Consider the following 21,307-nt stretch of genomic DNA (forward strand, 5'->3'; position numbering starts at 1 on the left):
TTCCCCCTCCACCACCCCAAGTGAGAACGACTTCGGCTTTTGGGCGGGGTTGCGGCGGGTTCGGGGGCGCCCTTGTCCCCCCAAACCCCCCCTCCCCCCCACGACGACGGGCGCGATGGGAAGTGGAACGGCCGCTGAGCGACGGGGGATTTGCGCTCAGCGGCCGGGTTCACGGGTCGGTCCACAGTGGTGAGGCGGTCACAGCGCGGACTGCCTTTCCCTGACGGCGCCGTGGACGACGTCGTTGATGTCCCGCCAGGACGGCGAGCCCGGGTCCAGGACGCTGCTGTGCGAGGACACGTCCGGGACGAACCAGCCGTCCGAGTCGTGGCTGGAGGGCAGCGGCGTGACGCCGGGGAAGTCGTCCGGGTCGGGCCCGTGGACGCGGCCCTGCGCCCACTGGATCGGGTCGTGCTCCAGCGTGACCGAGTACCGGGCCGTCGGGTACGGGTTGGTCAGCTCCGTCACGCCCTCGCCCATCCCCGCCGATGCCACGTGGATCACGTTGTCCGCGCGCATGCCCGCCGCGTCGGCGAGGCCGACGATCGCCCCGCCGTAGCTGTGCCCGATCACGGTGACCTGGGCGCCCTCCCCCAGCCTGGGGCGCAGGTCGTTGTTGACGAACTCCGCCAGCCGCGGCGCCATCTCCCGCGACGGGCCCGCGGAGCTCGCCTCGGGCAGGCCCTGCGGGAAGTCGCCGTTCATCCACAGCACCGACGCCGTCCGGCCGGTCGGGTCGGTGCCGGCGAAGCTGCCCACCCGGTCCGCGTAGCGCGGGAAGTCCTCCAGCCCGGTGTTCATGCCGGGCACCAGGACGGCCACCGACCGGGTGTCGGAGTCGAGCCGGCCGATCAGGCCCACGATCCGCCCGTCCCCCGCCGGGTCGAACTCGATGATCTGCGTGTTGCTGTCGAGGATCTCGTCGTACGCCGCGATCTTCTCCCGGAGGTGCCGGATCTCCGCCTCGCGGTCCCCCGGGCCCGGCCTGGCCTCCAACTCCTTCAGCTCCGCGCCGGCCACCGCCCGCGCGGCCTCGATCTGGGCCCGGTTGGCGGCGTTCAGATCGGCGACCGAGCCACCGGAGGGACCGTCGGCCAGCTCCGGGACGACCAGGTCCGGGTTCAGCCGCCGGATCTTGGCGGCCTGCTCGGCGTCCCAGCGGCGCACCGCGACGTTCGACGACGTGATCCCGTCGATGATCCCGGTCAGCCTGCTGGAGGCGGCTTGCAGGCCGCGCTCGTTGAGCTGGATGTTGCCGGAATGGCCGGCCTGGGCCGCCTGCGACCCGGACACGTTCGCGAACGCGGACGTCACCAGCGTGCGCGCGGTGAGGTTGCGGCGGGCTTCACCGAGCACCGCCACCTGGTCGGGCAACGCCTGCGCAGCGGTGTCGAGCGCGGCGTGGTTCACCGCGAACCGCGCCACCGAGGCCTGCTCGGAACGGTCCATTCTCCTGGCTCCTCACGGGAAATCCGGGCGACCGCTCAGGTCCTGAGGGTCGGCGGGGTGATGTCGTCGAGCAGGGCGTGCTGCGCCTGCTGGGCGCGGGTGGCGCGCTCGTCGTGCTGCCGGATCATCCGCGCCGCCCAGTCGAGGTCGCCGCGGAACTTCTGGTCGCGGTCCAGGGCCTTGCTGGTGGCCTCGCAGCTGCTGGTGATGTTCGACCGGTGCGCGCCCGCCGCCGCGGCCGATGCCTGCACCCGGCCGAAGGCGTTCTGCGACGCGGCGCCGTGCCGCAGTGCCTGCGAGGTGTTCAGCAGCGGATTCCTGGTCCCCTCCACGAGTTTCGCCACCGCGTCGAAGAACTTCGGTACCTCGGCGCGGAAACCGTCCGGGTTGCTGGCGGACGCGCCGGTGCTCGCCGAGTTCTGCGCGCGGCCCTGCCGGACCGCATCCCGCGCCCGGCCGAGGTACTCCCGGTACTGGCCGCCGGTGTAGGTCGACCACTGGCCCCACCCGTGCGCCTCGAAGATCGCGTGGGCGTTGCGCGCGTTGGTCGCCGGGTCGGCGTTCGCCGCCTCGTTGCGGTGCCGCTGGTCGAATGCGTTGCCGTGACCGGGATTCACCGACCGGATCTGCCACAACCCGACCGACGGGCCGTACACCTCGTTCTGCAGGGACACGTCGCCGATCGCCCCGGGGTTCCCGCGCGACTCCGCGAGCGCGACGGCGACCGCGATCCGCAGGTCCTCGCCGGTGAAGCCGGCGTTCGCGGCGCGCTCCGCGATCTGCTGGTCGGTGAGCGTCGGCATTGCGGGTCCTTTCGGGATGCGGCGGCAGCCACATGCGGTGGGGTCTCGACTTCGGGTTCGCAGGCTCTGGGCCGCTGGACGAGGCCAGCCCAGGGAATCCGCGGTCCGGACGGCGTCCGACAGCCCGCCACCCGCAAGCGCGTTGAAGCAACTTCCCGTCAGAACGAGCGTTGATCCGGTGGTTCGGCGCCGAGGACGGAGGGGGTGATGACCGAGGACTCGCCCCAGACCTCCTCGGTTTCCACCAGCCACGGCGGGATGCGGCGCGCTCCGGACATGTCCTGCCCTCCCGGCGCGAACGGCATCATCGGCATCATCGGCATGCCGCCGGCGCCGCCGCCCGCCGCGTTGACCGCTCCCGCCGCGGCACCCAGCACCCCCGCGGCTCCCATCGCGTTCGGCGCCGCAGCGACGCCGCTGAGCCCGGCCGCCGCCGTCGGGGCGGGCACGGCCGCTCCGCCGCCGAGCGATCCTCCGCCGCCGAGTCCGGGCATCGCGCCGCGCGGCATGCCGATCGGCTTGGCTTCGTCCTTCTCCTCGTTCGCGGGGTCTTTCGGCTTCCCCCACTCCGGCACCTTCGGCGGCCGGAAGCCGCCGAGCCGTCCCATCCCGGCGGCCGACGCCGCGGCCAGCCCGGCGGTGAACATGTTGCCGAACAGCGGCGTGCGCGGTTCCGCGCCGGACTCGGGCTGCTGCCCGGGCTCGGGTTCCCCTGCCCCGCCACCGGATCCGTCGTGGCCACCGGTGCCGCCGTCCGCCCCGCCGCCTTCTCCTCCGCCGGGCACCGGCGCGTCCGGCACCTCGGTCTGGTCCGCCAGCGGCATCCCCTGGTCCGCCGCGCGGTACTGGCCGCCGAGCTCGGTCATCACGGCGATCGCCTTGGCGTGCGCGGCATCCGCGGCCGCCGCCGCCTGCTGGTGCTCCTGCACCGCCTTCGCCGCATCGGCCTGCCGCTGGCGCAGCTGGGCCACGGCCGCCGGCGAGGCCGACTGGTCGACCTCCAGCGGAGTGGTGGCCAGCTGCGCGGTCTCCGCGGGCAGCTCCGCGACCTCGACCGCGGGCGGCATCTCGGTGCGGGCCTTCGCCAGCGCGTCGGCCGAGTCGTGCACCCGGTCGCGGATGGCGAACGCCGCGTCGCCGATCCGGCGGAGCCCACCGGAGAGGTCGTTGATCATCACCCGGTACTGCTCGGAGGCGCCGCCCCGCCACTGGTCCTGGAACTTCGCGAGCTTGGCCTCCAGGTTGCCGGCCTGCTCGTGCAGCGCGGCGCCGACGCTGTCCCAGGAGTCCGCTGCCGGACGCACCGATGAGTCGTCGCCGCGTTGCAGCATCGCGAAGAGCTGCGCATGGCTGTAGGCGGAGAAGTTCGTCGGTTCCCGCATCCCGCTCACGCCTTCCCCACGCCGGGCAGGCCGACCGACTGCACGGCCGCGCCGAGCCCGGACAACGATGCGGTGACCTGGTCGTCGTGCTGCTCGTACGCGGAGAGCACGGTGCCGGTGATCTTCTCGGCGAAGTCGATCGCCTCCCGGGCCCGGCTCACCAGGCTGCGCATCTCCGCCATCGCCAGGAAGTGGTTCTCCCACAGCGAATGGGCCTCGCCGAACTCGCCGAGCCGCAGCTCTCGCTCGGTGAGCGAGTCGAGCTGCCCGGCCGGCCGGTCCATCCCGGACAGCTGGGTGGCGAGTTCACCGGCGAACTCCACCAGCGACCGCAGGTGGACCGCGAACGACTCGTTGCTGGACATGGACATCCCTTTCCGCCCATCGATGCGACCGCGACTACCGACGTCGCCCCGCTCCGGGATCGCGCACTCCCCTGTCCCACGACCCCGGAGCGGGGCCCTGCCCGCCCGAAAGCTGTTCTACAAGCGGCGTAGCCGCTTGCGGTGCGGGACTCGGCTCGCACCGCCGCGGGTTCTCAGACTGTGCCCGCCCTTCGGGGCTACTGGGCGACGCCAGTCCCCAGCGCCATGTATTGGTCGTCGGGGATCCCGGAGTCCAGACGGCGTCTGCAACTCCCGCAGGGGGCCACCCGCACCGCTACGCAAGAACCATCTCTACGCGCCCTGCTGGAACTTGCCGGCCAGCGCCGAGTCCAGGGCCGCGCCGTCCATCGCCGAACGGCTCAGCAGCGAGCCGAGGTTGTTGATGATCTGCGTCATCTCGCCCAGCGCACCGCGGAGGTTGGCCTCGGCGGTCCGCGCGTCGGAACCCGACTGGCTGCCGGACTGGTACCACGTTTCCCGCACCGGGCCCAGCGCCGTGTCCAGCTCCCCGAGCGCGTTGCCGATCGCGCCGGAGTACCGGACCAGCGCGCCGCCCGCGTTGTCCACCGCGCCGAAGTTCATCGCGACGGTGTCACTCGACGGTCCACCCGCGTAGATCATGTCTGCTCCTTCCCGGACTGGTCCGTGCGCGTCAGCCGTTGAGGCCGGCGATGATGCCGCCCGAGTGCACGGCCGCGGTCGTCTGGTTGATCTGCGTGCTCTGCTGCTCGGAGAAGCCCGCGTGCTGGTTCATGACCTCGTTGAACTTCGTCGCGATGACCGTCAACGCGTTCTGCGCCCGCTGGATCTTGTCGTTGAGCAGCATCTTGTTCTGGTCGAAGGCCAGCCGGGCCGCGCCGTTGAAGTTCTGCGTCGCGCCGACCAGACCCTCCACCTCCGCGTTGAGCTTGGCCATCATTTCGCGGATCCGCGTAGCCGTGTCGTCGAAGTCGCCGGCCGCCTTGGTCATGATCGCCCGATCGACGACGACACCCTGGGGTGTGCTCATTTTGTGTCGCCTGCTTCCTTCCTCATTGATCTGAGTTGATCTTTAGTTGGATGTTTCGCTCTCCGCCGGTGGGCTGGAGTCCGGGATCGGCAGTCTGATCCGGTCGGCGATCGGCCCGTTGCTGCACGATGCTCTTCACCCGCCGATAAGGGGTGCGCGGGGTGATGTCGGGATCACCCACTCTGTGCAGGACGTTGATCGCTGCCGCGTGGTCTGCCTGCCACACCACCCCGCACCGCGTGCAGTGAAGCCGCTCCCCGCTGCGGCGCCCGAGAACGCCGCAGCACGGGGCGACTTGTGAGGTGTAGGCCGCGTTGACCAGCGTGAGCGCAGAACCTCTGCGCTCCGACACACTCGCGAGCGCCTCGGCGGTGACCCCCTTGGTCCACGCCGCCAAGCGCCGATTGACGTTCCTCCCGCGCTTGTTCCGCGCGGTGAACGTTCTGGTGAGGTCCTCAGCCGCGATCAACGCGGCTTTATCGACGACAACATGCACCGCACGAAACGTCGTGGTACGCACTGTCTGCCGCCAGCGGGACGAACGCCGGTCCCGCTTGATGGTGCCGAGATTGTTGCGGACGATCCGGTCGGCTTTGGCATGATCACCGGCTTCACGTGCTTTCTCCGCGACCGACCCGATCTTCGCGCGCCTCGCGTTCTTTGTTTTCCGGTAGTCCGACTCGCAGGTCAGCAGTACACCGAGTCCGGTGCCGTGGTGCTGGCCGTCGGAGTCGGTGAGGACTTCGGTGTAGCCCTTGTCCACACCGACCTCACGGTCACCGGAAGGCCGCGCTGAGGACTTCATCTCGGAGGCACCGATCTGGTAGTGCACCTCAACACAGCCGCCACGCAGGATCAGCCGCAGCGTCCCGGACGGTGCCACCGTCGTGTTCAGCGGAATACGCACCAGCTGGCGACGCTGCAAACCAGGCACGGCAAGCCAAACGTTGCGGTCTTCGGACCGGGTGAACGTGCGGTACTGGTCCGATCGAACCACGATCTGGTTGTGTGTGCGGTTGCGGCCACGCTTCCATTGCTGACGCATCTGCCGCGACAGAAACGGATCCTCGGTCCATGCGTCGCGTTTGAGCGCGGTGTACATCCGCTTCCGCTCTGCCTGATCCAAGGTCCGCTGGTGGATCGCCTTGCGCACGGCTGCTTTCGCCGCGGCCCGGTTCGCGGCGATGTCCGCGACCGCGTCCCGAACCGTTTCCTTCCACGCATTCGCCAACACACCGAACAACTCGGCCGTGCCGTCCGCCATCCAGGCGTCGCGAATCTTCCGATCGGACAGCCCGGCACCACTGACCGAGCCGTAGCGCTGCCACACCTCACCACGAACCCGCCCCAACCGACGAGCCTGCTCCGCCAGCTGCGCGAACTTTCCGGCATTGAGGCCCTGCGAGTACGCAATTCTGGTCACCTTCACAAGGCCGTCCAGGTGAAGTGTCGCTGTCCAGGTCGACCACACTGGACAGTGGCGGGCCTCTCTCGTTCCGATCGCCGCGCAGTGCTGACCGAACGGGCTATCTTCTGCGCGAAGTCGCCAATGCCGGGCATACCGGCCATTATGGCCAACCACGGTCAAGGGTGAACGAGAGACATGCACTTGATCGCACCTCCTTTCGCCATCAGACATTAACGACGTTCGGCGCGGTCGCCCACGGCAGAACTCACGTCGTCGCCGACGGCACTTTTGCCCGCATCGAACGGAGTCCAGGCCACCTGGACCAGTTCGTGCCCGGCGCGGCGGCGCACCAGGACCCCGCGCCCGGGCCGCTGCTTGCGCGGGCGGACGTCGCCGAGCAGGGCGCCTTCGTCCCGGCTGCCCGACATCACCAGGCCCGGCGAGCCGAGCTCCCTGATGCGCTGGATCACCGGGTCGAACATGGCGCGCGCCGCGCCGCCGCTGCCGCGGGCGAGCACCAGGTGCAGGCCGATGTCGCGGGCGTGCGGCAACAGGTCCAGCAGCGGCAGCAGCGGGTGCGAGACCTTGCCCGGCGAGGCGACGAGCTCGTAGTCGTCGATGAGCAGGAACAGTTCGCGGCCCTGCCACCAGTCGCGGCGGCGGAGCTGTTCGGGCGTGATGTCCGGTCCCGGCAGGCGTTCTCGCATGGCCTGGGAGACCTGGGCGACGACGTCGTCGAGCACCGGCTCGGATCCGGCGTAGCTGAGCAGGTGTTCCTCGGCGACCGCGCCGAGGAGGCCGCGCCGGTAGTCCACCGCGATGATCCGCGCCTCGGCCGGCGTGTAGCGGTCGGCGATGCCGTGCGCGATGGTGCGCAGCAGTGCCGTTTTCCCGCTCTCCACGTCGGCGAACGCGATGAAGTGCGGTTCCTTGTCGAAGTCGAGGAACACCGGCCGGAGGTCGGATTCCGCCACGCCCAGCGGGATCGCGCGGCCGGGCGGCGCGCCGAGCCGGTCGACGGTGATCTCGCGCGGCAGCAGCCGCACGCGCGGTGCGGGCGAGCCCGGCCAGGCCCGGGAGACTCGGGCGACGAGATCGGCGGTGCCCAGCGTTTCGGCGCGCTGGTCACCGTCCACCCTGGGCAGTGCGCCCAGCATGTGGAGGCGTTCCGGCGTGATGCCCCGGCCGGGCGCTCCGGCGGGCACGTTCTGCGCGGCGCGGCGATCGATCATCGAGTCGCTCGGGTCGCCGAGCCGCAGTTCGACGCGGGTGCCCATGCTGTCGCGCAGCGGCGTCGGCATGCTCAGCCACCAGGTGGTGGAGATGATCACGTGGATGCCGAAGCCGAGACCCCGGGTGGCGAGCTTGACCAGCGAGTCCTCCAGGGAGGAGAACTCCTGGCGCACCGTCGCCCAGTCGTCGACGACGACGAAGACGTCGCCGAATTCTCGTTGTCCGCCGGTGCTTTCGGTGAACTCCGCGCGGCGCTGCCGGAAGGTCTGGATGGAATCGATGCCGTTCTCGGCGAAGAACGCCTCCCGCTGGTCCAGCAGGGTCGTGGCCTCCGCGACGATGCGCCGGCAGCGCTCCTCGTCCCGCCGCAGGGCGTGGCCGCTGACGTGCGGCAGCCCGGCGATCGAGCCGAGCGCGCCGCCGCCCATGTCCAGCAGGAAGAACTGCACCTCCGCCGGAGTGCGGGTGAGGGCGAGCGAGGCGATCATGCCGCGCAGGAAGGTGCTCTTGCCGCTCTGCGGCGCGCCGATGAGCAGGAGGTTGCCCGCCGCGCCGGAGAAGTCCACCCACAGCTGGTCGCGGCGCTGCTCGAAGGGTTTGTCCACTGTGGCCACCGGGACGGCCAGGTTCGCGTTCCAGCCCCGGGGGCGCAGACCGCGTTCCGGGTCGAGCTCCAGCGGCGGCAGGAGCTGGTCGAGGGTAGGCGGCTCGTCCAGCGGTGGGAGCCAGATCGGGTGCGCGGCCGGGCCCTTGCCGATCAGCCTGGACACCATCGCGCCCATGATCGTCTCGCCGGTGCTCTCGCCCTGCTCCGGCGCAGCGGTCGGCTCGGGAACCGGTTCCGGATCCACGATCCTGTTCAGCCCGAACGGGATCACCCGCCGTCCCGGAGCCAGCGCCGGGGCCGAACCGGCGGCCCGGGGCGCGAGTTCCCCGGAGACGTAGGCGGCCTTGAGCCGCCGCAGCGTGTCGGTGTCGCTCTTCAGGTAGGCCGAGCCCGGCACGGCGGGCAGGTGGTAGGCGTCGGGCACGCCGAGCACGGTCCGGCTCTCCGACGCCGAGAACGTGCGCAGCCCGATCCGGTAGGACAGGTGCGCGTCCAGCCCTCGCAGGCGGCCCTCTTCGAGCCGCTGGGACGCCAGGAGCAGGTGCACCGACAGGCTCCGGCCGAGCCTGCCGATCATCACGAACAGGTCGATGAACTCTGGCCTGCTGGACAGCAGCTCGCTGAACTCGTCGATGATCACCAGCAGCGCGGGCAGCGGCGCGAGGTCGGCGCCGGATTCGCGGGCCTGCTCGTAATCCCGCACCGACGCGTAATTGCCCGCGGCGCGCAGCAACTCCTGGCGGCGCACCAGTTCCCCGTTGATCGCGTCGGCCATCCGGTCGACGAGGGCCAGGTCGTCGGAGAGGTTGGTGATCACCGCGCAGGTGTGCGGCAGCTCGCTCATCCCGGCGAACGTCGCCCCGCCCTTGAAGTCGATCAGCGCCAGGTTCACCGCCTCCGACGAGTGCGTGACGGCGAGCCCGGTGACCAGGGTGCGCAGCAGCTCGCTCTTGCCGGAGCCGGTCGCGCCGATCACCAGCCCGTGCGGGCCCATCCCGCCCTCGGCGGACTCCTTGATGTCCAGTTCCACCGGCAGCCCGTCGGGATCGAGCCCTAGCGGGACGCGCAGCCGCTCGCGGGCGGTGCGGGGGCGCCAGGTGACGGCCGGGTCGGTGTCGCGCGGATCGCCGATGCCGAGCAGGTCTGCGAGCCCGAAGGTGGTGGACATCGGCGTCTCGGCGCCGGCGGTGCCCGGGGAGTGCCACGGGGCCATCGACCTGGCCAGCGTCTCGGCGGCGGTGGTGCTCAACCGGTCCGGCTCGCCGATGTAGCGGAAGCCGACCTCGTCGTCGCGGCCGACCAGCATGCCCACGAAGCCGTCGGAGACGTGCAGGAACAGGGCGTTCGCCCGCGATTCGGCGGGCGGCAGCTCGGACAGCTCGATCACGGTGACGCCCTGCCGCTCGGCATCCGGCGGCACCCGGCCGCCGTCGGCGATCACCACGACGTGCGGCCGGTCGGCGTCGGCCTGCCTGCCGAAGGCCGCGCGCTCGCCGAAGTCGTCGCCGAGCAGCTCCGCGAGCGCGCCCATGTCACCGGCCACCAGCCGGGCCGGTCCCGCCGCGTCGGGGTCGGTGTCGTCCTGGGCGTGCGGCAGCCATTTCACCCAGTCCCAGTCGGCCCACCGCCGCGGCCCCAGGCACAGCGCGATCCGCAGGTCGGTCGGCGACTGGAAGGTGACGGCCTGGGCGAGCACCGCGCGCACCAGCTCGATGACCTCCTCGCGCTGCCCGCTGACGCCGATCCGGGCGTAGCCGCGCAGCGCGATGGCCACCGGCAGGTCTGCCACCGTCGAGTAGGTACGGATGAAATGCCGCAGCGCGGTGGAGGAAACCGGGTCCAGGTCCTCCAGCGGCGCGGTCTGCGGGGCGCGCAGCGGGGTGGCCAGCTGCTGGGGCCCGCGGCCGATGCGCACCTGCCCGAAGTGCGGGTCGCGCCTGCGCCGCTCCCAGCGCCGCGGGGTCGGCACGAGGGTCCACAGGTCCTCCGGTTCGGGCTGGGCGAACAGCAGCGCGGCGCGCTGCGCCTCGGCGGTCTCGCGCACCTGCTTGCGCAGCCCGGCGAGGTAGCGCTGGTAGTCGCGGCGCTCCTCGTTGATCTTCGCCTTGGTGGACTGCCGCCCGCCGGCCAGCGACATCGTGATCATGCCGATCATCACGACCAGGAACAGGCCGCCGAAGAGGTAGGTCATCGGGCCGCCGGATCGTCCGATGTAGACGAACGACATGGCGCCCATGCCCAGCATCATCGGCACCATGAACAGCAGCTGCATCCAGGACTGGCCGCCCTTGACCAGGCTGGGCGGCGCCTGCAGCACGATCTCGCCCACGTGCTGCTCCGGCGCGCGCCCCGGGCGCAGCGCTGGTTGGGTCCGCATCGGTTCAACTCCCCGGGCTCGGAACGCGTGCCGGTCCCGAGTGTGGTCATCTCCGCCGCTGCGCAGGTGGGTACTTTTGCCGTCCACCTGAGATCCCGGCGGACCTACGCTCGCGGAGAATGGAGGTGCGGGATGGACACCAGTCAGGTCACCGCGATCATCAGGGCAGGGCTGTCGTTGCTGGCCCAGACGATCAGCGACGTCACCGGCGACCCGGGAGAGCTGCGGTCCAAGGCGCGGGACTGCGCGGTGTGCGCCGAACAGGTGGGGGCCGCCGCGTCGGCGACCGGGCGGATCGTGACCCAGCTGGGCGAGACCTGGAACGGCCGAGGCTACGACGCCTGCCGGCAGACGTCCGACAACTTCGTCGACCAGCTCAACAACGCCCTGAAAGTGGCGCTGGAGAAGGAGAGCCAGCGGCTCACCGCCGCCTCGGACGCGCTGGTCAAGGCGCGCAACACCGCGCAGGCGCAGAAGAAGGGCTTCTTCGAGACGGCGATGGACATCGTCCAGCGGATGATGGACGCCATCAGGGCGGCGCACTCGATGTCCTCGCCGTGGCGCGAGGTGGCCATCGCGCTGGCCATCATGAACGCGGTCGTGCAGGCGCTCCAGGCGAAGTCCCAGGCCGAGGCGGACGCCGAGCAGACCAGGAACGAGCTCAGCCAGACACTGTCCACCTTGTTCGCCGACAGCGGCGCAAACGCCGCGGTGGCCGCCTGAACCGAACGGGACATCGCCGATGAACGCGCTGCACGCGCACCAGGGCCAGGACGACCCGCCGGAGCTCGCCGAGCTGATGCGGCGGTTGCAGGACCAGCAGGCGGAGATCGACCGGGCCCGGCAGGACGTCGACACCACCCTCGTCTCCGGCTGCTCCCGGGACAACGAGGTGACCGTCACCGTGCGGGGAACCGGCAGGTTCACCGAGGTCTCGATCGACCCCGATGCGCTGCGCCGGTACGACGCCCGCGATATCGGCGCGATCGTGGTGGAAGCCGCCAACGACGCGCTGGACCGGCTGGCGCAGCACGCGGCGCAGCGGCTCGCGCCGGCGCTCGACGCCGCCGACGAGTGGACGTGATGCCCACTCCGCGCCGGGTGACCGTGGTGGCCCCGGGCTCCAGGATCGATGTCGCGCTGCCGTTGGAGTGCACGGTGGCGGAGCTGATCCCGCAGCTCGTCAGGCTCACCGGGGTGCCGAGCCGCCCGGAGCAGCATCCCGGCTGGGTGCTCGCCCGCATCGGCGGCTCGGCGCTGGCGCCCGGCCTCACGGTGTCGGCGACCCTGGTGCAGGACGGCGAGATCCTCTGGCTGAATCCCCGCCCGAGGCAGGAGATCCCGCTGGTCTTCGACGACACCGTCGACGCGATCGCCGGTGCCGCGCAGACCCGTTCCGGGCCGTGGCGGCCGAGGGCCGGGCGGAACCTGAGCCTCTTCGCCGCCGTGGCGCTGTTCGTCGGTGCCACCGTTTTCGCGGCCGCGGCGCTGGCCGGCGGCCTGGCGGCGCCGATCGGGTGCGCGGTGATCGCCGTGGCGCTGGCGGTCGCGGGCGGTGCCCTGTCCCGGGCCCGGGGCGACCTGGATTCCGGCAGCGCGACCGCGGGCGCGGGCGTGGTCGCGGCGCTGCTGGCGGGGATCACGGCCCTGCCGCCGCACCTGCCCTGGCCGATCGAGGTGGGATCGTTCGCCGCGGGCCTGGGCGCGGTGGCGCTGCACGCGACGGCGGCGGCGATGCTGGTCCACCGGTTCACCGTGTTCGCGCCGATCGTCGCGGCCTCGGCGCTCGGTGCGCTGATCACCGCGAGCGTGCCGCTGTTCGACCTGCCGGGCACCTCGGTCGCGGCGGTCTCGGTGGCGCTGACGGCCGCGCTCACCGCCGCCGCACCGATGATCGCGCTGCGCCTGGCCAAGCTGCCGATGCCCCGGGTGCCCGCGGACATGGACTCGTTCCGCGTCGACGAACGACCCACGCTCGACTCGTCGGTGCTCGGCCCGACGACGACCGCGACCGACGTCCTCACCGGCCTGGTCACGGCGCTCGGCCTGGTGACGGCCGGAGGCTGCCTCGTGCTGCTCGGCGACCCGTCGCCGTGGGCGGCGGTGCTGGTGGCGCTCGCGGCCACCGCGTGGCTGCTGCGCTCGCGCTCCTACGCGGGCACCGCTCAGCGAGTGGCGGTGATCGTCATCGGCCTGTTCCTGCTGATCGGCCTGAGCGCGCGACTGCTGTCCACACTGGACCACTACTGGACGCTCGCGGTCGCCGCGTTCGCCGTCGTGGCGGGAGCGGGCTGCCTGCACTACGCCGCGCGGAACCCGGCGAGCCTGCCGTCCCCGCTCCGCGCCCGCTGGCTGGACATCCTCGAATACCTGGTGCTGATCGCGCTGATCCCCACGGCGGCAGCGGTCCTGGACCTCTACAACACGATCCGCGACGCGGTCGGCTGAACCGCCTGGCCAACCACGTTCCGGCGGCCGTCGTCCCGCAGTCCCGCAATTTCAATGGAAATCGAAGGTCCGATTTCCAATTGAGCGTTTTTCGTCCTGGTCGGCCCGCAGCCGCGGGTCGCAAAGCCACACGTCGATGAGGTGTCGCATGCGCCGCAGGCGCATAGCCCACCTACGACACCTGCACCGCCGCGGGTTCTCAGAGGCTTCCTGGCGAGGACGGCCCCTCCGCCGTGTATCGGACATACATCAGGAGGGGCACCCACAGACCAGGAAGCCTCTGAGGTTCCGCCACCCGCACCGCCACGCAAAACGAGGTTGGAAAAACCTCAATGAAATTGCGGCAGCAGGAGGGTGCGGCCGTAAGAGGAGGCTTGCTCCTGCCGGGTGCGGTGTCGCCGGTCCCCGGCCGAAGCCGGAGCGCGCTCACCGACCTTGCGGGTCGAGGTCGGCGTCGTGCACGAGCAGGGCGACCTGCACGCGGTTGTTCAGGTCCAGCTTGGTGAAGATGGCCGATACGTGGGTCTTGACCGTCGCCAGGCCGAGGTGGTGGCGCGCGGCGATCTCGGAGTTGGACCGCCCGGCGCCGATCTCGATCGCGACGGTGCGTTCCCGGTCGGCGAGCAGGCCGAGCCGACGGCGTGCCGCATCGCGACGGGTGTCCTGTTCGGACCCGGCGACGCGGTCGATGAGCCGTCGGGTCACTTCCGGTGAGAGCACCGGACGTCCTTGTGCCGCGTGCCGGATCGCGACGACGAGCTCGTCCGGCGGGGTGTCCTTGAGCAGGAATCCGGCTGCCCCGGCCCGCAGGGCGCGCAGCACGTGCGCGTCGGCGTCGAACGTGGTGAGGACGACGACCTGCGGCGCGTGCGGGCGGCGGCGGAGCGTCTCGGTCGCGGCGAGCCCGTCCGTGCCGGGCATCCGGATGTCCATCAGCACGACGTCCGGTGCGTGGCGGTCGGCCAGCTCCACCGCCTCCGCGCCGTCGCCCGCCTCGGCGACGACCCGCAGGTCGGGGGCGCCGCGCAGCATCATGGTCAGCCCGAAGCGGACGATCGGGTCGTCGTCCACGACCAGCACGTCGACGGTCGGTGCGGGATCATTCACGCTGGCCACGGTAGCCGCATCCCGACCCGCCATCCGCCGGAACCGGTCGGCCCGTGGTCGAGCCGGCCGCCGACGAGCGTGGCCCGCTCGGCCAGCCCGCGCAGCCCTTCCCCGGAGCCGGCGGGTTGCGTGGAGGGCGCGGACTGCCGCTCGTTGACGATCTCGGCGGCCAGGTGGTCGCCGGGCTCACCGGTGATCCGGACGACGACCGGCGCGCCGGGCGCGTGCTTGCGGGCGTTGGTCAGGCCTTCCTGCACGAGCCGGAAGAGCGTGCGGCCCACCGTCGCGGGGACGGCCCGCCCGCCGGTCGTCACCCCGGAATCGTCCCGCAGCTCGACCGGGGTGCCGGCACGCTCGGCCTCGTCGATCAGGTCGACGACGTCCTCGACGCCCGGCAGCGGGAGTTCGCCCACCGGGGCGCGTAGCACGCCGATCACCTCGCGCAGGTCCTGCAGGGCGCGGTGCGCGTTCTCCCGGACCACCTCCGAGGCGCGGGCGACCTCCTCGGGCGACGCACCGCGGTGGTAGGCCAACGCGCCCGCGTGGACGCTGAGAATCGACAGCCGGTGGCCGAGAACGTCGTGCATCTCCCGCGCGAGCGTCTCGCGCGCCTCGTGCTGGGAGCGCTCGGCCCGCAACCGGGCCTCGACCTCGGCTGCGGCGGCTCGTTCGCGCAACGATGCGATGAGCTGCCGCCGACTGCGGACCAGCAGGCCCCACGCGACGGCCGCGACGTGCACGGTGACGATGAAGGCGAGCGTGATCGACAGCGGCGTCGCCGGCTCCGGCCGCAGCACCAGGTAGACCCCGATCGAGAGCACGCTGCCCACGGCCAGCACCGCAGTGGCCCTCGCCGAGCGATGGACGGCCACGGTGAACAGCGCGATGAGCGCGGCAGCGGAAACCGATTCGGAGAACGTGACCAGCACGATCAGGGCGACGGCGAGCGCCACCGGGCAGCGGCGCCGCCACCACAGCGCGAGGCATCCGAGCACACCGGCGACGTGGTCCAGGTGCAGCAGCCACAGCGGCACCGTTCCCGGGTCCTCCCATCGGTGCGCAGCCACGTAGAACCCGGCCAGGGCCGCGATCACGATGAACCCGCCGTCCGCGATCCGGTCCCGGACCGCCCCTCGCCGCGTGCCTGCTGTGTCGTCCATCGCGGCCAGCATAGGCAGGCCTGCACGTCACCACCTCCTCCCGAAGGACGAGGCCCGCTCCGACTTCGGTCAGGCGATCCGAGCCCCTCGATCGATCCGCACCGCCGGGTGGCCGCCCTACCGTCCACGGCATATCCCGAATGCCCCTTCCAGCCACGCCGCGGGCCACGCTCGTCCGCGTCGCACCCCGGAAGCCAGGAGCCGACAGCGCCGTCGCCCGTCCCGGCTGGCCGGAGATCGTCGTCGGTCTCGCCACCATGGCCGCCGTCCGCTGCAGCAGCACCAGGCCGCGCTCGGCCCCGTCGTGCAGGCGTTGGCCCTGGCCGGAATCCCCGGGGTGGCCGGGATCGCTGGTTTCGCCAAGGCGGCACGGTCCACCGTGGCGCCGACAACCTTATGGAGACATCGTGTTTCGTGTTCGCTCGACGCTCGTCGCCCTGGGTGCGGCGTCGCTGGTCCTCATCGGCGCCTGCGCCGCACCTGCGCCGTTCGAGACGAGATCGGGGCCGCCCGGCTCGGCACCGACGGGAGAACTGGCGGAGTTCTACGACCAGCAGGTCGCGTTCGAGCCGTGCGCGCCGTACGCGACGACGGCGCTCGCCGAGAAGCTCTTCGCCGACGACCGCTACGACTGCGCGCGCGTCCAGGTCCCCCTGGGCTACGCCGACCCGGACGGGCCGCGCGGGAAGGTCGCCCTTCTCCGGGTCAAGGCGCGCGGGGAGAAGATCGGGTCGCTGCTGGTCAACCCGGGCGGTCCCGGCGGCTCGGGGATGAACTTCGTCGCGCTGCTGGGGCCGCTGTGGGCTGCCGGGCCGGTGGGGGAACGGTTCGACGTGATCGGGTTCGATCCCCGGGGCGTGGGCGCCTCCACCCCGCGGGCGGACTGCTACACCGACGCCGAGTACGAGCGCGGTGAAGGCTTCTCCGGCGCGCTCGTGCCGGACGTCGCCGACGAGCAGGAGGCCCGGGTCGTGGCGCAGCGCTGTGCGGAGGGCTCCGGTGGTCCGCAGGCGCTGGCCGGTTTCGGCACCAGCGACGTCGTACGGGACATGGACGTGCTGCGCGCGGCGCTGGGTGACGAGAAGCTGTCCTACCTCGGCATCAGCTACGGGACCCAGCTGGGCGCGATGTACGCCGAGGCGTTCCCGCAGAACGTGCGCGCGATGGCGCTCGACAGCGCCATCGACCCCGGCCTCACCGCCACCGAGTTCAACCTCGCGCAGATGACGGGATTCCAGAAGGCCTTCGAGCGGTACGCCGCGGACTGCTCCACCAGTGCCGACTGTCCACTGGGCACCGACCCGGCCCGGGCGACCGAGGCGTTCCAGGCCATCGCGCGGCCACTGCTGGAGCACCCCGCACCCACCGCGGACGGTCGCGGTCTGACCTACGACGACGTCATGAACGCGGTGACGAGCGCCTTGTACGCCCAGTCGCTGTGGCCGAAGATCACCGAAGGACTCGCCGAGCTGGCCGCCGGACGCGGCGACGTGCTGCAGGCGCAGCGCGACAGCGCCTTCGGGCGTGGTCCCGACGGCCGCTACGACAATTCCGCCGACGCGGCCTACGCGATCCGGTGCATGGACTCGCCGCGCCGCACTCCTGCGGAGCAGACCGAATTGGCCCGGCAGATCCGCGCAGCCGCCCCGTTCATGGACTCCGGCCGACCGGTGCGGGAATCACACCACGAGTGCGAGGCCTGGCCGCAGCCGCCGACCTTGCCGCAGCCGTGGGTCACCGGCCCGGTCGGGCTGCCGCCCACGCTGACGATCTCCATCACCGGCGACCCGGCCACCCCGTACCAGGGCGGCGTCAACCTGGCCCGCGTACTGGGCGGAAGCCTGCTGACCGTGGAGGGCGCCCAGCACGGCATCGCGCTGTTGGGTCAGAGCGAGTGCGTCGACGGCCTCGTCGCCGACTACCTGATCGACCTGCAGACCCCGCCCGACGACGCCCGCTGCACCGCGTAGCCGATGCGTCGGCAGACCCGGTGGACTCCCGCGCCGGGTCTCGGTGCCCGGGAGCATCCCTGAGGAGGGAACGTGTTCAAGAAGTACCGGCGGCGCTGGCAGCTCGCCAAGGTCAAGCCCGGGGACGGGAGCGCACTCCAGGAGTACCGCATCTGGCAGTTGTTCTCTCGTTCGCTGTTCGTCCTCGAACTCCCACACCATTCGGGGAGCAGTCACGTCTTCGAGGTCGACGTACGGCACATGGCGGACAGCACGACCAAGAAGAGCCCTGCCGCGCTCTACCGTGACGGTGTTCAGGTCTATCGCGCCAACCTTCCTGTGGCATTCCCGGTGCCCTGCGGCGTCATCGAGGTCGCCACCAGCCAGTACGGGCTGAAACGCATGCACTACGTCACCGAAGACGGCAGCGAACACGCGCTGCGCCCTCACCCCCGCTCGCAAGAAGGACTGCGAGCCAGGTTCGACCAGCTGTTCCCCCGCACGGGCGCCTTCGTCGGCGCAGCAGCCATCGCCATACTCCTCGCAGGACTCGCCGTCAGCCTTGCCCTGGCCGTGGAGGGCGTCACCCGGATCCCTGTCGTCGCCCAGCACACCGGCACGTTCACCTCGCCGGTTCCCCTCCCCCAGTGGGCGAAGATCGCCCTACCCGTCGCAGGGGCCATCGCCGCTACCGAACGCGCCCTGAGACTCCGAAAAACCTGGCTGGTAGGCGGATGACCGTCGAGCACGTGCGCGCACCTGTCCCGGCTCGCCGTGATCCGGGTTGATGGCGGGTCACCCTGAACGCAGAAAATGCCTCGTGGCCAGGTAGGACAGGACTTGCTCAGCCACGAGACCGAGTCGGTGCGGTTGTGTGCCCGTCCGGCCGAAATCGACGACGGCCACGTGGTCGCCGCCACCGGGCTCAACGCCACCAAGCGCTCCTACCACGGGCCGCCGCCCACCCGGCTGAACGGGTTGCTGCACAACGAGATCGGCTTCACCGCCGTCCACCTGCAGCCGATCCTGATCGGCGTGCTGTTCGGCGGCCTGCCCGAACGGGCCCTCCCGGCGAGCGGACCGTGGTATTTTCCCCGCGATCTGCAACAGGGGGTACTGCGGAATGGCACACGAGTCCGTCGAGATCGACACATCCGTGCCGCACTCGGCGCGGATGTGGAACTACTGGCTCGGCGGCAAGGACAACTACGCCGTCGACCGCGCGGCCGGCGACGATTTCCGGGCCCTGTTCCCCGGAATCGACTTCGCGGCGCGCGCCGGGCGGTCGTTCTTGGCGCGCGCCGTGCGGCACCTGGTCGTCGAGGCCGGGGTGCACCAGTTCCTGGACATCGGAACCGGCCTGCCCACCGCCGACAACACCCACGAGATCGCGCAGCGGCACGCCCCCGGATGCCGGATCGTCTACGTCGACAACGATCCGCTGGTGCTGGCCCACGCCCGGGCGCTGCTCACCGGTACCCCCGAGGGCGCCACCGACTACATCCACGCCGACATCCGCGACCCGGAGACCATCCTGGCGTGCGCCGCCGACACGCTGGACCTGGACCGGCCGGTCGCGCTGGTGCTGTTCGGCGTCCTGGGCCTGGTCCCGGACGAGGACGATCCGTGGTCCTTGGTGCACCGGCTGCTGGGGGCACTGCCATCGGGTAGCTACCTCGCGCTGTTCGACAGCCCGGACACCGATCCGGGGCTGCTGGCCGCCCGCCGCAAGCAGGCCGACGCCGGCGCGATCCCCTACCACAGCCGGAGCCCTGAGCAGATCGCCGCGTACTTCCGCGATCTGGAGCTCCTCGAACCGGGGCTGGTGCCCTGCACCCGCTGGCGCCCCGACGAGCCACCGGTCGATTCCCCGGCCGACCTGTCCACGCTCGGCGGCATCGGCCGCAAACCCTGACCGTCCGGCGGGGGCGTCAGCACGCGTACCGCCAGAAGTCCCGCATCCACTCGGGCGGGACCGGGCCGTCCATCGCGACCTGGGCGAACAGGATTGCTATCGCGCCCGTGGACGGGACGATGTGCGCCGAGGTCCCGGTCCCGCCGACCCAGCCGTAGCGTCCCGGCACGTTCCGCGGATCGATGGCCGCGATGTCGACCGAACCGCCGAAGCCCCAGCCCTGGCCCTCCAGGAACACCTCGCCGGTCTCGCGCTGGGCCGCAGTGGTGTGATCGCTGGTCATCATGCGCACCGAATCGGCCGACAGCAGCCGGCGGCCGTCGGCGGTGGTGCCGCCGGCCAGCAGCATCCGGCCGAAGGCGAGCCAGTCGTCGACGGTCCCGACCAACCCGCCGGAACCCAGCGGGAAGGCGGGCGGGATGCTCCACTGCCCGTCAGGGCCGTCGGCGAGCTCCAGCCCGGCGGGGCCGCTTCGGTAGTAGTTGGTGAACCGCGCCCGCTTCTCGGCAGGCACCACGAACCCGGAGTCGACCATGGCCAGCGGCCCGAACACCCGCTCCGCGAGGAAGTCCGGCAGCGAACGGCCGGAAACCCGGGCGATCAGCACGCCCTGCAGGGCCGAGCAGGTGTCGTACAGCCACGCCTCGCCCGGCTGGTGCAACAGCGGAACCCGGGACAGCTCGGCCATCCACTCGTCCGCCGCCGGGCAGCTCTGCGGCTCGCGACCGTCTCGCTGCACCGAGAACAGGCGCTGGACCGCAGGCAGCTCGAAGTCGGATGCGAAGCCGTAGCCCGCCGTGGAGCTGAGCAGGTCGAACACCGTGATCGGCCGGGCCGCCGGAACCACGTCGTCCACCGGGCTGCCGGGGGTGCGGACGACGGACGGCTCGGCCAGTTCCGGCAGCCACTCCCGGACCGGGTCGTGCGGCGCGATCAGGCCGTCGTCGACCAGCATGAGCACGGCCGCGGCGACGACGGTCTTGGTGACCGAGGCGATGCGGAAGATCGAGTCCCGCGCCATCGGAGCGCCGCCGACGGCGAGGGAGCCGACGGCGGCCACCTCGACCCGGTCGCCGCGAGCCACGAGGCCCACCGCCCCCGGTACCGATCCATCGTCGACGTGCTTCCGCAGGATCTCGTGCAGGCCGGTCATGATCCACCTTCTAGTCGTGATGCCTGAGCAGGTAGACGACCAAGCCCGCCGGAACTCATCGGCCCGGATCACGTGCCCCCGCGAAGTACCTGTTGTCCTCCTTCGGTCGTAGATGAGTTTTCGCGCGGCCGGGGGTCTGTACGGTTGGGCCACCGGCATGTCGCGGGCCCGGACCGCGTGCCACCACCGAGACGGGAAGAGACCGACATGGGCGAGATCCACGTGCACGAGTTCGTCAGCCTGGACGGCGTGTTCGAGAGCCCGATCTGGACCGCCGAGTACGGCTTCACCGAGGGCATGGCTCGCGCGATCGGCGGCCTGACGGAGGCCAGCAGCGCGATCTTGTTGGGCCGCAAGACCTTCGAGATGTTCGCCCCGGCCTGGTCCGGGCGCACCGCCGAAGACGACCCGGGGGCGCCGTTCTTCAACGACACTCCGAAGCACGTGGTGTCGTCGACCCTGACCACGGCCGACATTTGGAACAACTCGACGGTGTTCGGGGCCTATGACGCGCAGGCGATCCAGAAGCTGAAGGACGACGTCGACGGCGACATCTACATCAGCGGGAGCGGCACGCTGGTGCGCGCACTGCTGGCCGACGGCCTGGTCGACGGCCTGCACCTGCTGGTCTACCCGCTCGTCCTCGGTTCCGGGGAGAAGCTGTTCCCGGAAGGCACCGCGCGCCTCCCACTGGCCCTGACCGGGCAGGAAGTGTTCGAGAACGGCGTGGTCCACCTGACCTACGGCCCCGCGAAGTCCTGAGCCACCACCCGGAGCGCACGACAGCGGACCAGGTCGAGGTGAACGGCCCGTTCACCTCGATAGACCCGGATCCGCCGGTGGTGGGTTGGGTTTTGTGGTGGTGGGGGTCGTGTCGTGGTGGGGCAGATGCCCTCTGGCCTGGGATGATTGTTCTTGCGA

The 21,307-nt window shown here is 71.3% G+C and carries 18 protein-coding genes; 7 read left to right on the forward strand and 11 right to left on the reverse strand.

Features of this window, described 5'->3' with window-relative positions; genetic code table 11:
• Positions 1 to 198: 198 nt before the first annotated feature.
• From AC07FN_RS13355 to eccCa, 8 genes are all read right to left on the reverse strand, one after another.
• A complete protein-coding gene (locus tag AC07FN_RS13355) occupies positions 199 to 1,449 on the reverse strand; it encodes an alpha/beta hydrolase (RefSeq protein ID WP_478395849.1) in 1,251 nt (416 codons plus the stop codon).
• Between the two features lie 35 nt (positions 1,450 to 1,484).
• Positions 1,485 to 2,252 carry a transglycosylase SLT domain-containing protein gene (locus AC07FN_RS13360; RefSeq protein WP_478395850.1) on the reverse strand — a complete coding sequence of 256 codons (768 nt, stop codon included), beginning with the start codon at positions 2,250 to 2,252 and terminating at the stop codon, positions 1,485 to 1,487.
• A 158-nt stretch (positions 2,253 to 2,410) separates the two neighbouring features.
• Positions 2,411 to 3,634, reverse strand: coding sequence for a WXG100 family type VII secretion target (locus tag AC07FN_RS13365; RefSeq protein WP_478395851.1), 1,224 nt, complete (start codon positions 3,632 to 3,634; stop codon positions 2,411 to 2,413).
• Positions 3,635 to 3,639: 5 nt separating this feature from the next.
• On the reverse strand, positions 3,640 to 3,999 hold the full coding sequence (locus AC07FN_RS13370) for a hypothetical protein (RefSeq protein WP_132483902.1): 360 nt from the start codon (positions 3,997 to 3,999) through the stop codon (positions 3,640 to 3,642).
• A gap of 312 nt (positions 4,000 to 4,311) precedes the next feature.
• A complete protein-coding gene (locus tag AC07FN_RS13375; protein WP_132483904.1) occupies positions 4,312 to 4,641 on the reverse strand; it encodes a hypothetical protein in 330 nt (109 codons plus the stop codon).
• Positions 4,642 to 4,672: 31 nt separating this feature from the next.
• The gene (locus AC07FN_RS13380; protein WP_358595964.1) at positions 4,673 to 5,029 is read right to left on the reverse strand and encodes a WXG100 family type VII secretion target; all 357 of its coding nucleotides are present in this window, start codon (positions 5,027 to 5,029) and stop codon (positions 4,673 to 4,675) included.
• A gap of 22 nt (positions 5,030 to 5,051) precedes the next feature.
• Positions 5,052 to 6,458, reverse strand: a complete 1,407-nt coding sequence (locus AC07FN_RS13385; protein WP_478395852.1) for a zinc ribbon domain-containing protein — start codon at positions 6,456 to 6,458, stop codon at positions 5,052 to 5,054.
• 209 nt (positions 6,459 to 6,667) lie between these two features.
• On the reverse strand, positions 6,668 to 10,654 hold the full coding sequence (eccCa, locus tag AC07FN_RS13390) for a type VII secretion protein EccCa (protein ID WP_478395853.1): 3,987 nt from the start codon (positions 10,652 to 10,654) through the stop codon (positions 6,668 to 6,670).
• Between the two features lie 132 nt (positions 10,655 to 10,786).
• On the opposite strand from eccCa, the gene AC07FN_RS13395 reads away from it, so the two are divergent.
• The 3 genes from AC07FN_RS13395 to eccD are packed head-to-tail and all read left to right on the forward strand — an operon-like array spanning position 10,787 to position 13,102.
• A complete protein-coding gene (locus AC07FN_RS13395; RefSeq protein WP_478395854.1) occupies positions 10,787 to 11,377 on the forward strand; it encodes a hypothetical protein in 591 nt (196 codons plus the stop codon).
• Between the two features lie 19 nt (positions 11,378 to 11,396).
• Positions 11,397 to 11,738, forward strand: a complete 342-nt coding sequence (locus AC07FN_RS13400; RefSeq protein ID WP_452618500.1) for a YbaB/EbfC family nucleoid-associated protein — start codon at positions 11,397 to 11,399, stop codon at positions 11,736 to 11,738.
• Entirely contained in the window at positions 11,738 to 13,102 is a 1,365-nt protein-coding gene (gene eccD, locus AC07FN_RS13405; RefSeq protein WP_478395855.1) for a type VII secretion integral membrane protein EccD, read from the forward strand. Before AC07FN_RS13400 ends, eccD begins: the two co-directional genes overlap by 1 nt.
• 426 nt (positions 13,103 to 13,528) lie before the next feature.
• On the opposite strand, the gene AC07FN_RS13410 is transcribed toward eccD, so the two are convergent.
• A complete protein-coding gene (locus AC07FN_RS13410; RefSeq protein ID WP_478395856.1) occupies positions 13,529 to 14,242 on the reverse strand; it encodes a response regulator in 714 nt (237 codons plus the stop codon).
• Positions 14,206 to 15,369: a sensor histidine kinase gene (locus tag AC07FN_RS13415; protein ID WP_478395857.1), complete on the reverse strand. Its 1,164-nt coding sequence runs from the start codon at positions 15,367 to 15,369 to the stop codon at positions 14,206 to 14,208. The genes AC07FN_RS13410 and AC07FN_RS13415 overlap by 37 nt, the downstream gene beginning before the upstream one ends.
• Positions 15,370 to 15,776: 407 nt before the next feature.
• Here AC07FN_RS13415 and AC07FN_RS13420 point away from each other — a divergent pair, with 407 nt between their 5' ends.
• The 3 genes from AC07FN_RS13420 (at position 15,777) to AC07FN_RS13430 (ending at position 19,233) form a co-directional block, all read left to right on the forward strand.
• Complete coding sequence (locus AC07FN_RS13420) at positions 15,777 to 17,339, forward strand: alpha/beta hydrolase (protein ID WP_478395858.1); 1,563 nt, start codon at positions 15,777 to 15,779, stop codon at positions 17,337 to 17,339.
• 72 nt (positions 17,340 to 17,411) lie between these two features.
• Positions 17,412 to 18,056 carry a hypothetical protein gene (locus AC07FN_RS13425; protein ID WP_478395859.1) on the forward strand — a complete coding sequence of 215 codons (645 nt, stop codon included), beginning with the start codon at positions 17,412 to 17,414 and terminating at the stop codon, positions 18,054 to 18,056.
• A gap of 385 nt (positions 18,057 to 18,441) precedes the next feature.
• Positions 18,442 to 19,233, forward strand: a complete 792-nt coding sequence (locus AC07FN_RS13430) for an SAM-dependent methyltransferase (RefSeq protein ID WP_478395860.1) — start codon at positions 18,442 to 18,444, stop codon at positions 19,231 to 19,233.
• Between the two features lie 16 nt (positions 19,234 to 19,249).
• Here the strand turns inward: AC07FN_RS13430 and AC07FN_RS13435 are convergent, their stop codons facing one another.
• Positions 19,250 to 20,386 carry a serine hydrolase domain-containing protein gene (locus AC07FN_RS13435; RefSeq protein ID WP_478395861.1) on the reverse strand — a complete coding sequence of 379 codons (1,137 nt, stop codon included), beginning with the start codon at positions 20,384 to 20,386 and terminating at the stop codon, positions 19,250 to 19,252.
• A gap of 207 nt (positions 20,387 to 20,593) precedes the next feature.
• Between AC07FN_RS13435 and AC07FN_RS13440 the strand changes: the two genes are divergently transcribed.
• A complete protein-coding gene (locus tag AC07FN_RS13440) occupies positions 20,594 to 21,148 on the forward strand; it encodes a dihydrofolate reductase family protein (RefSeq protein WP_452618492.1) in 555 nt (184 codons plus the stop codon).
• The last annotated feature ends 159 nt before the right edge of the window (positions 21,149 to 21,307 follow it).

Source organism: Saccharopolyspora sp. NPDC045941, from assembly GCF_056431445.1.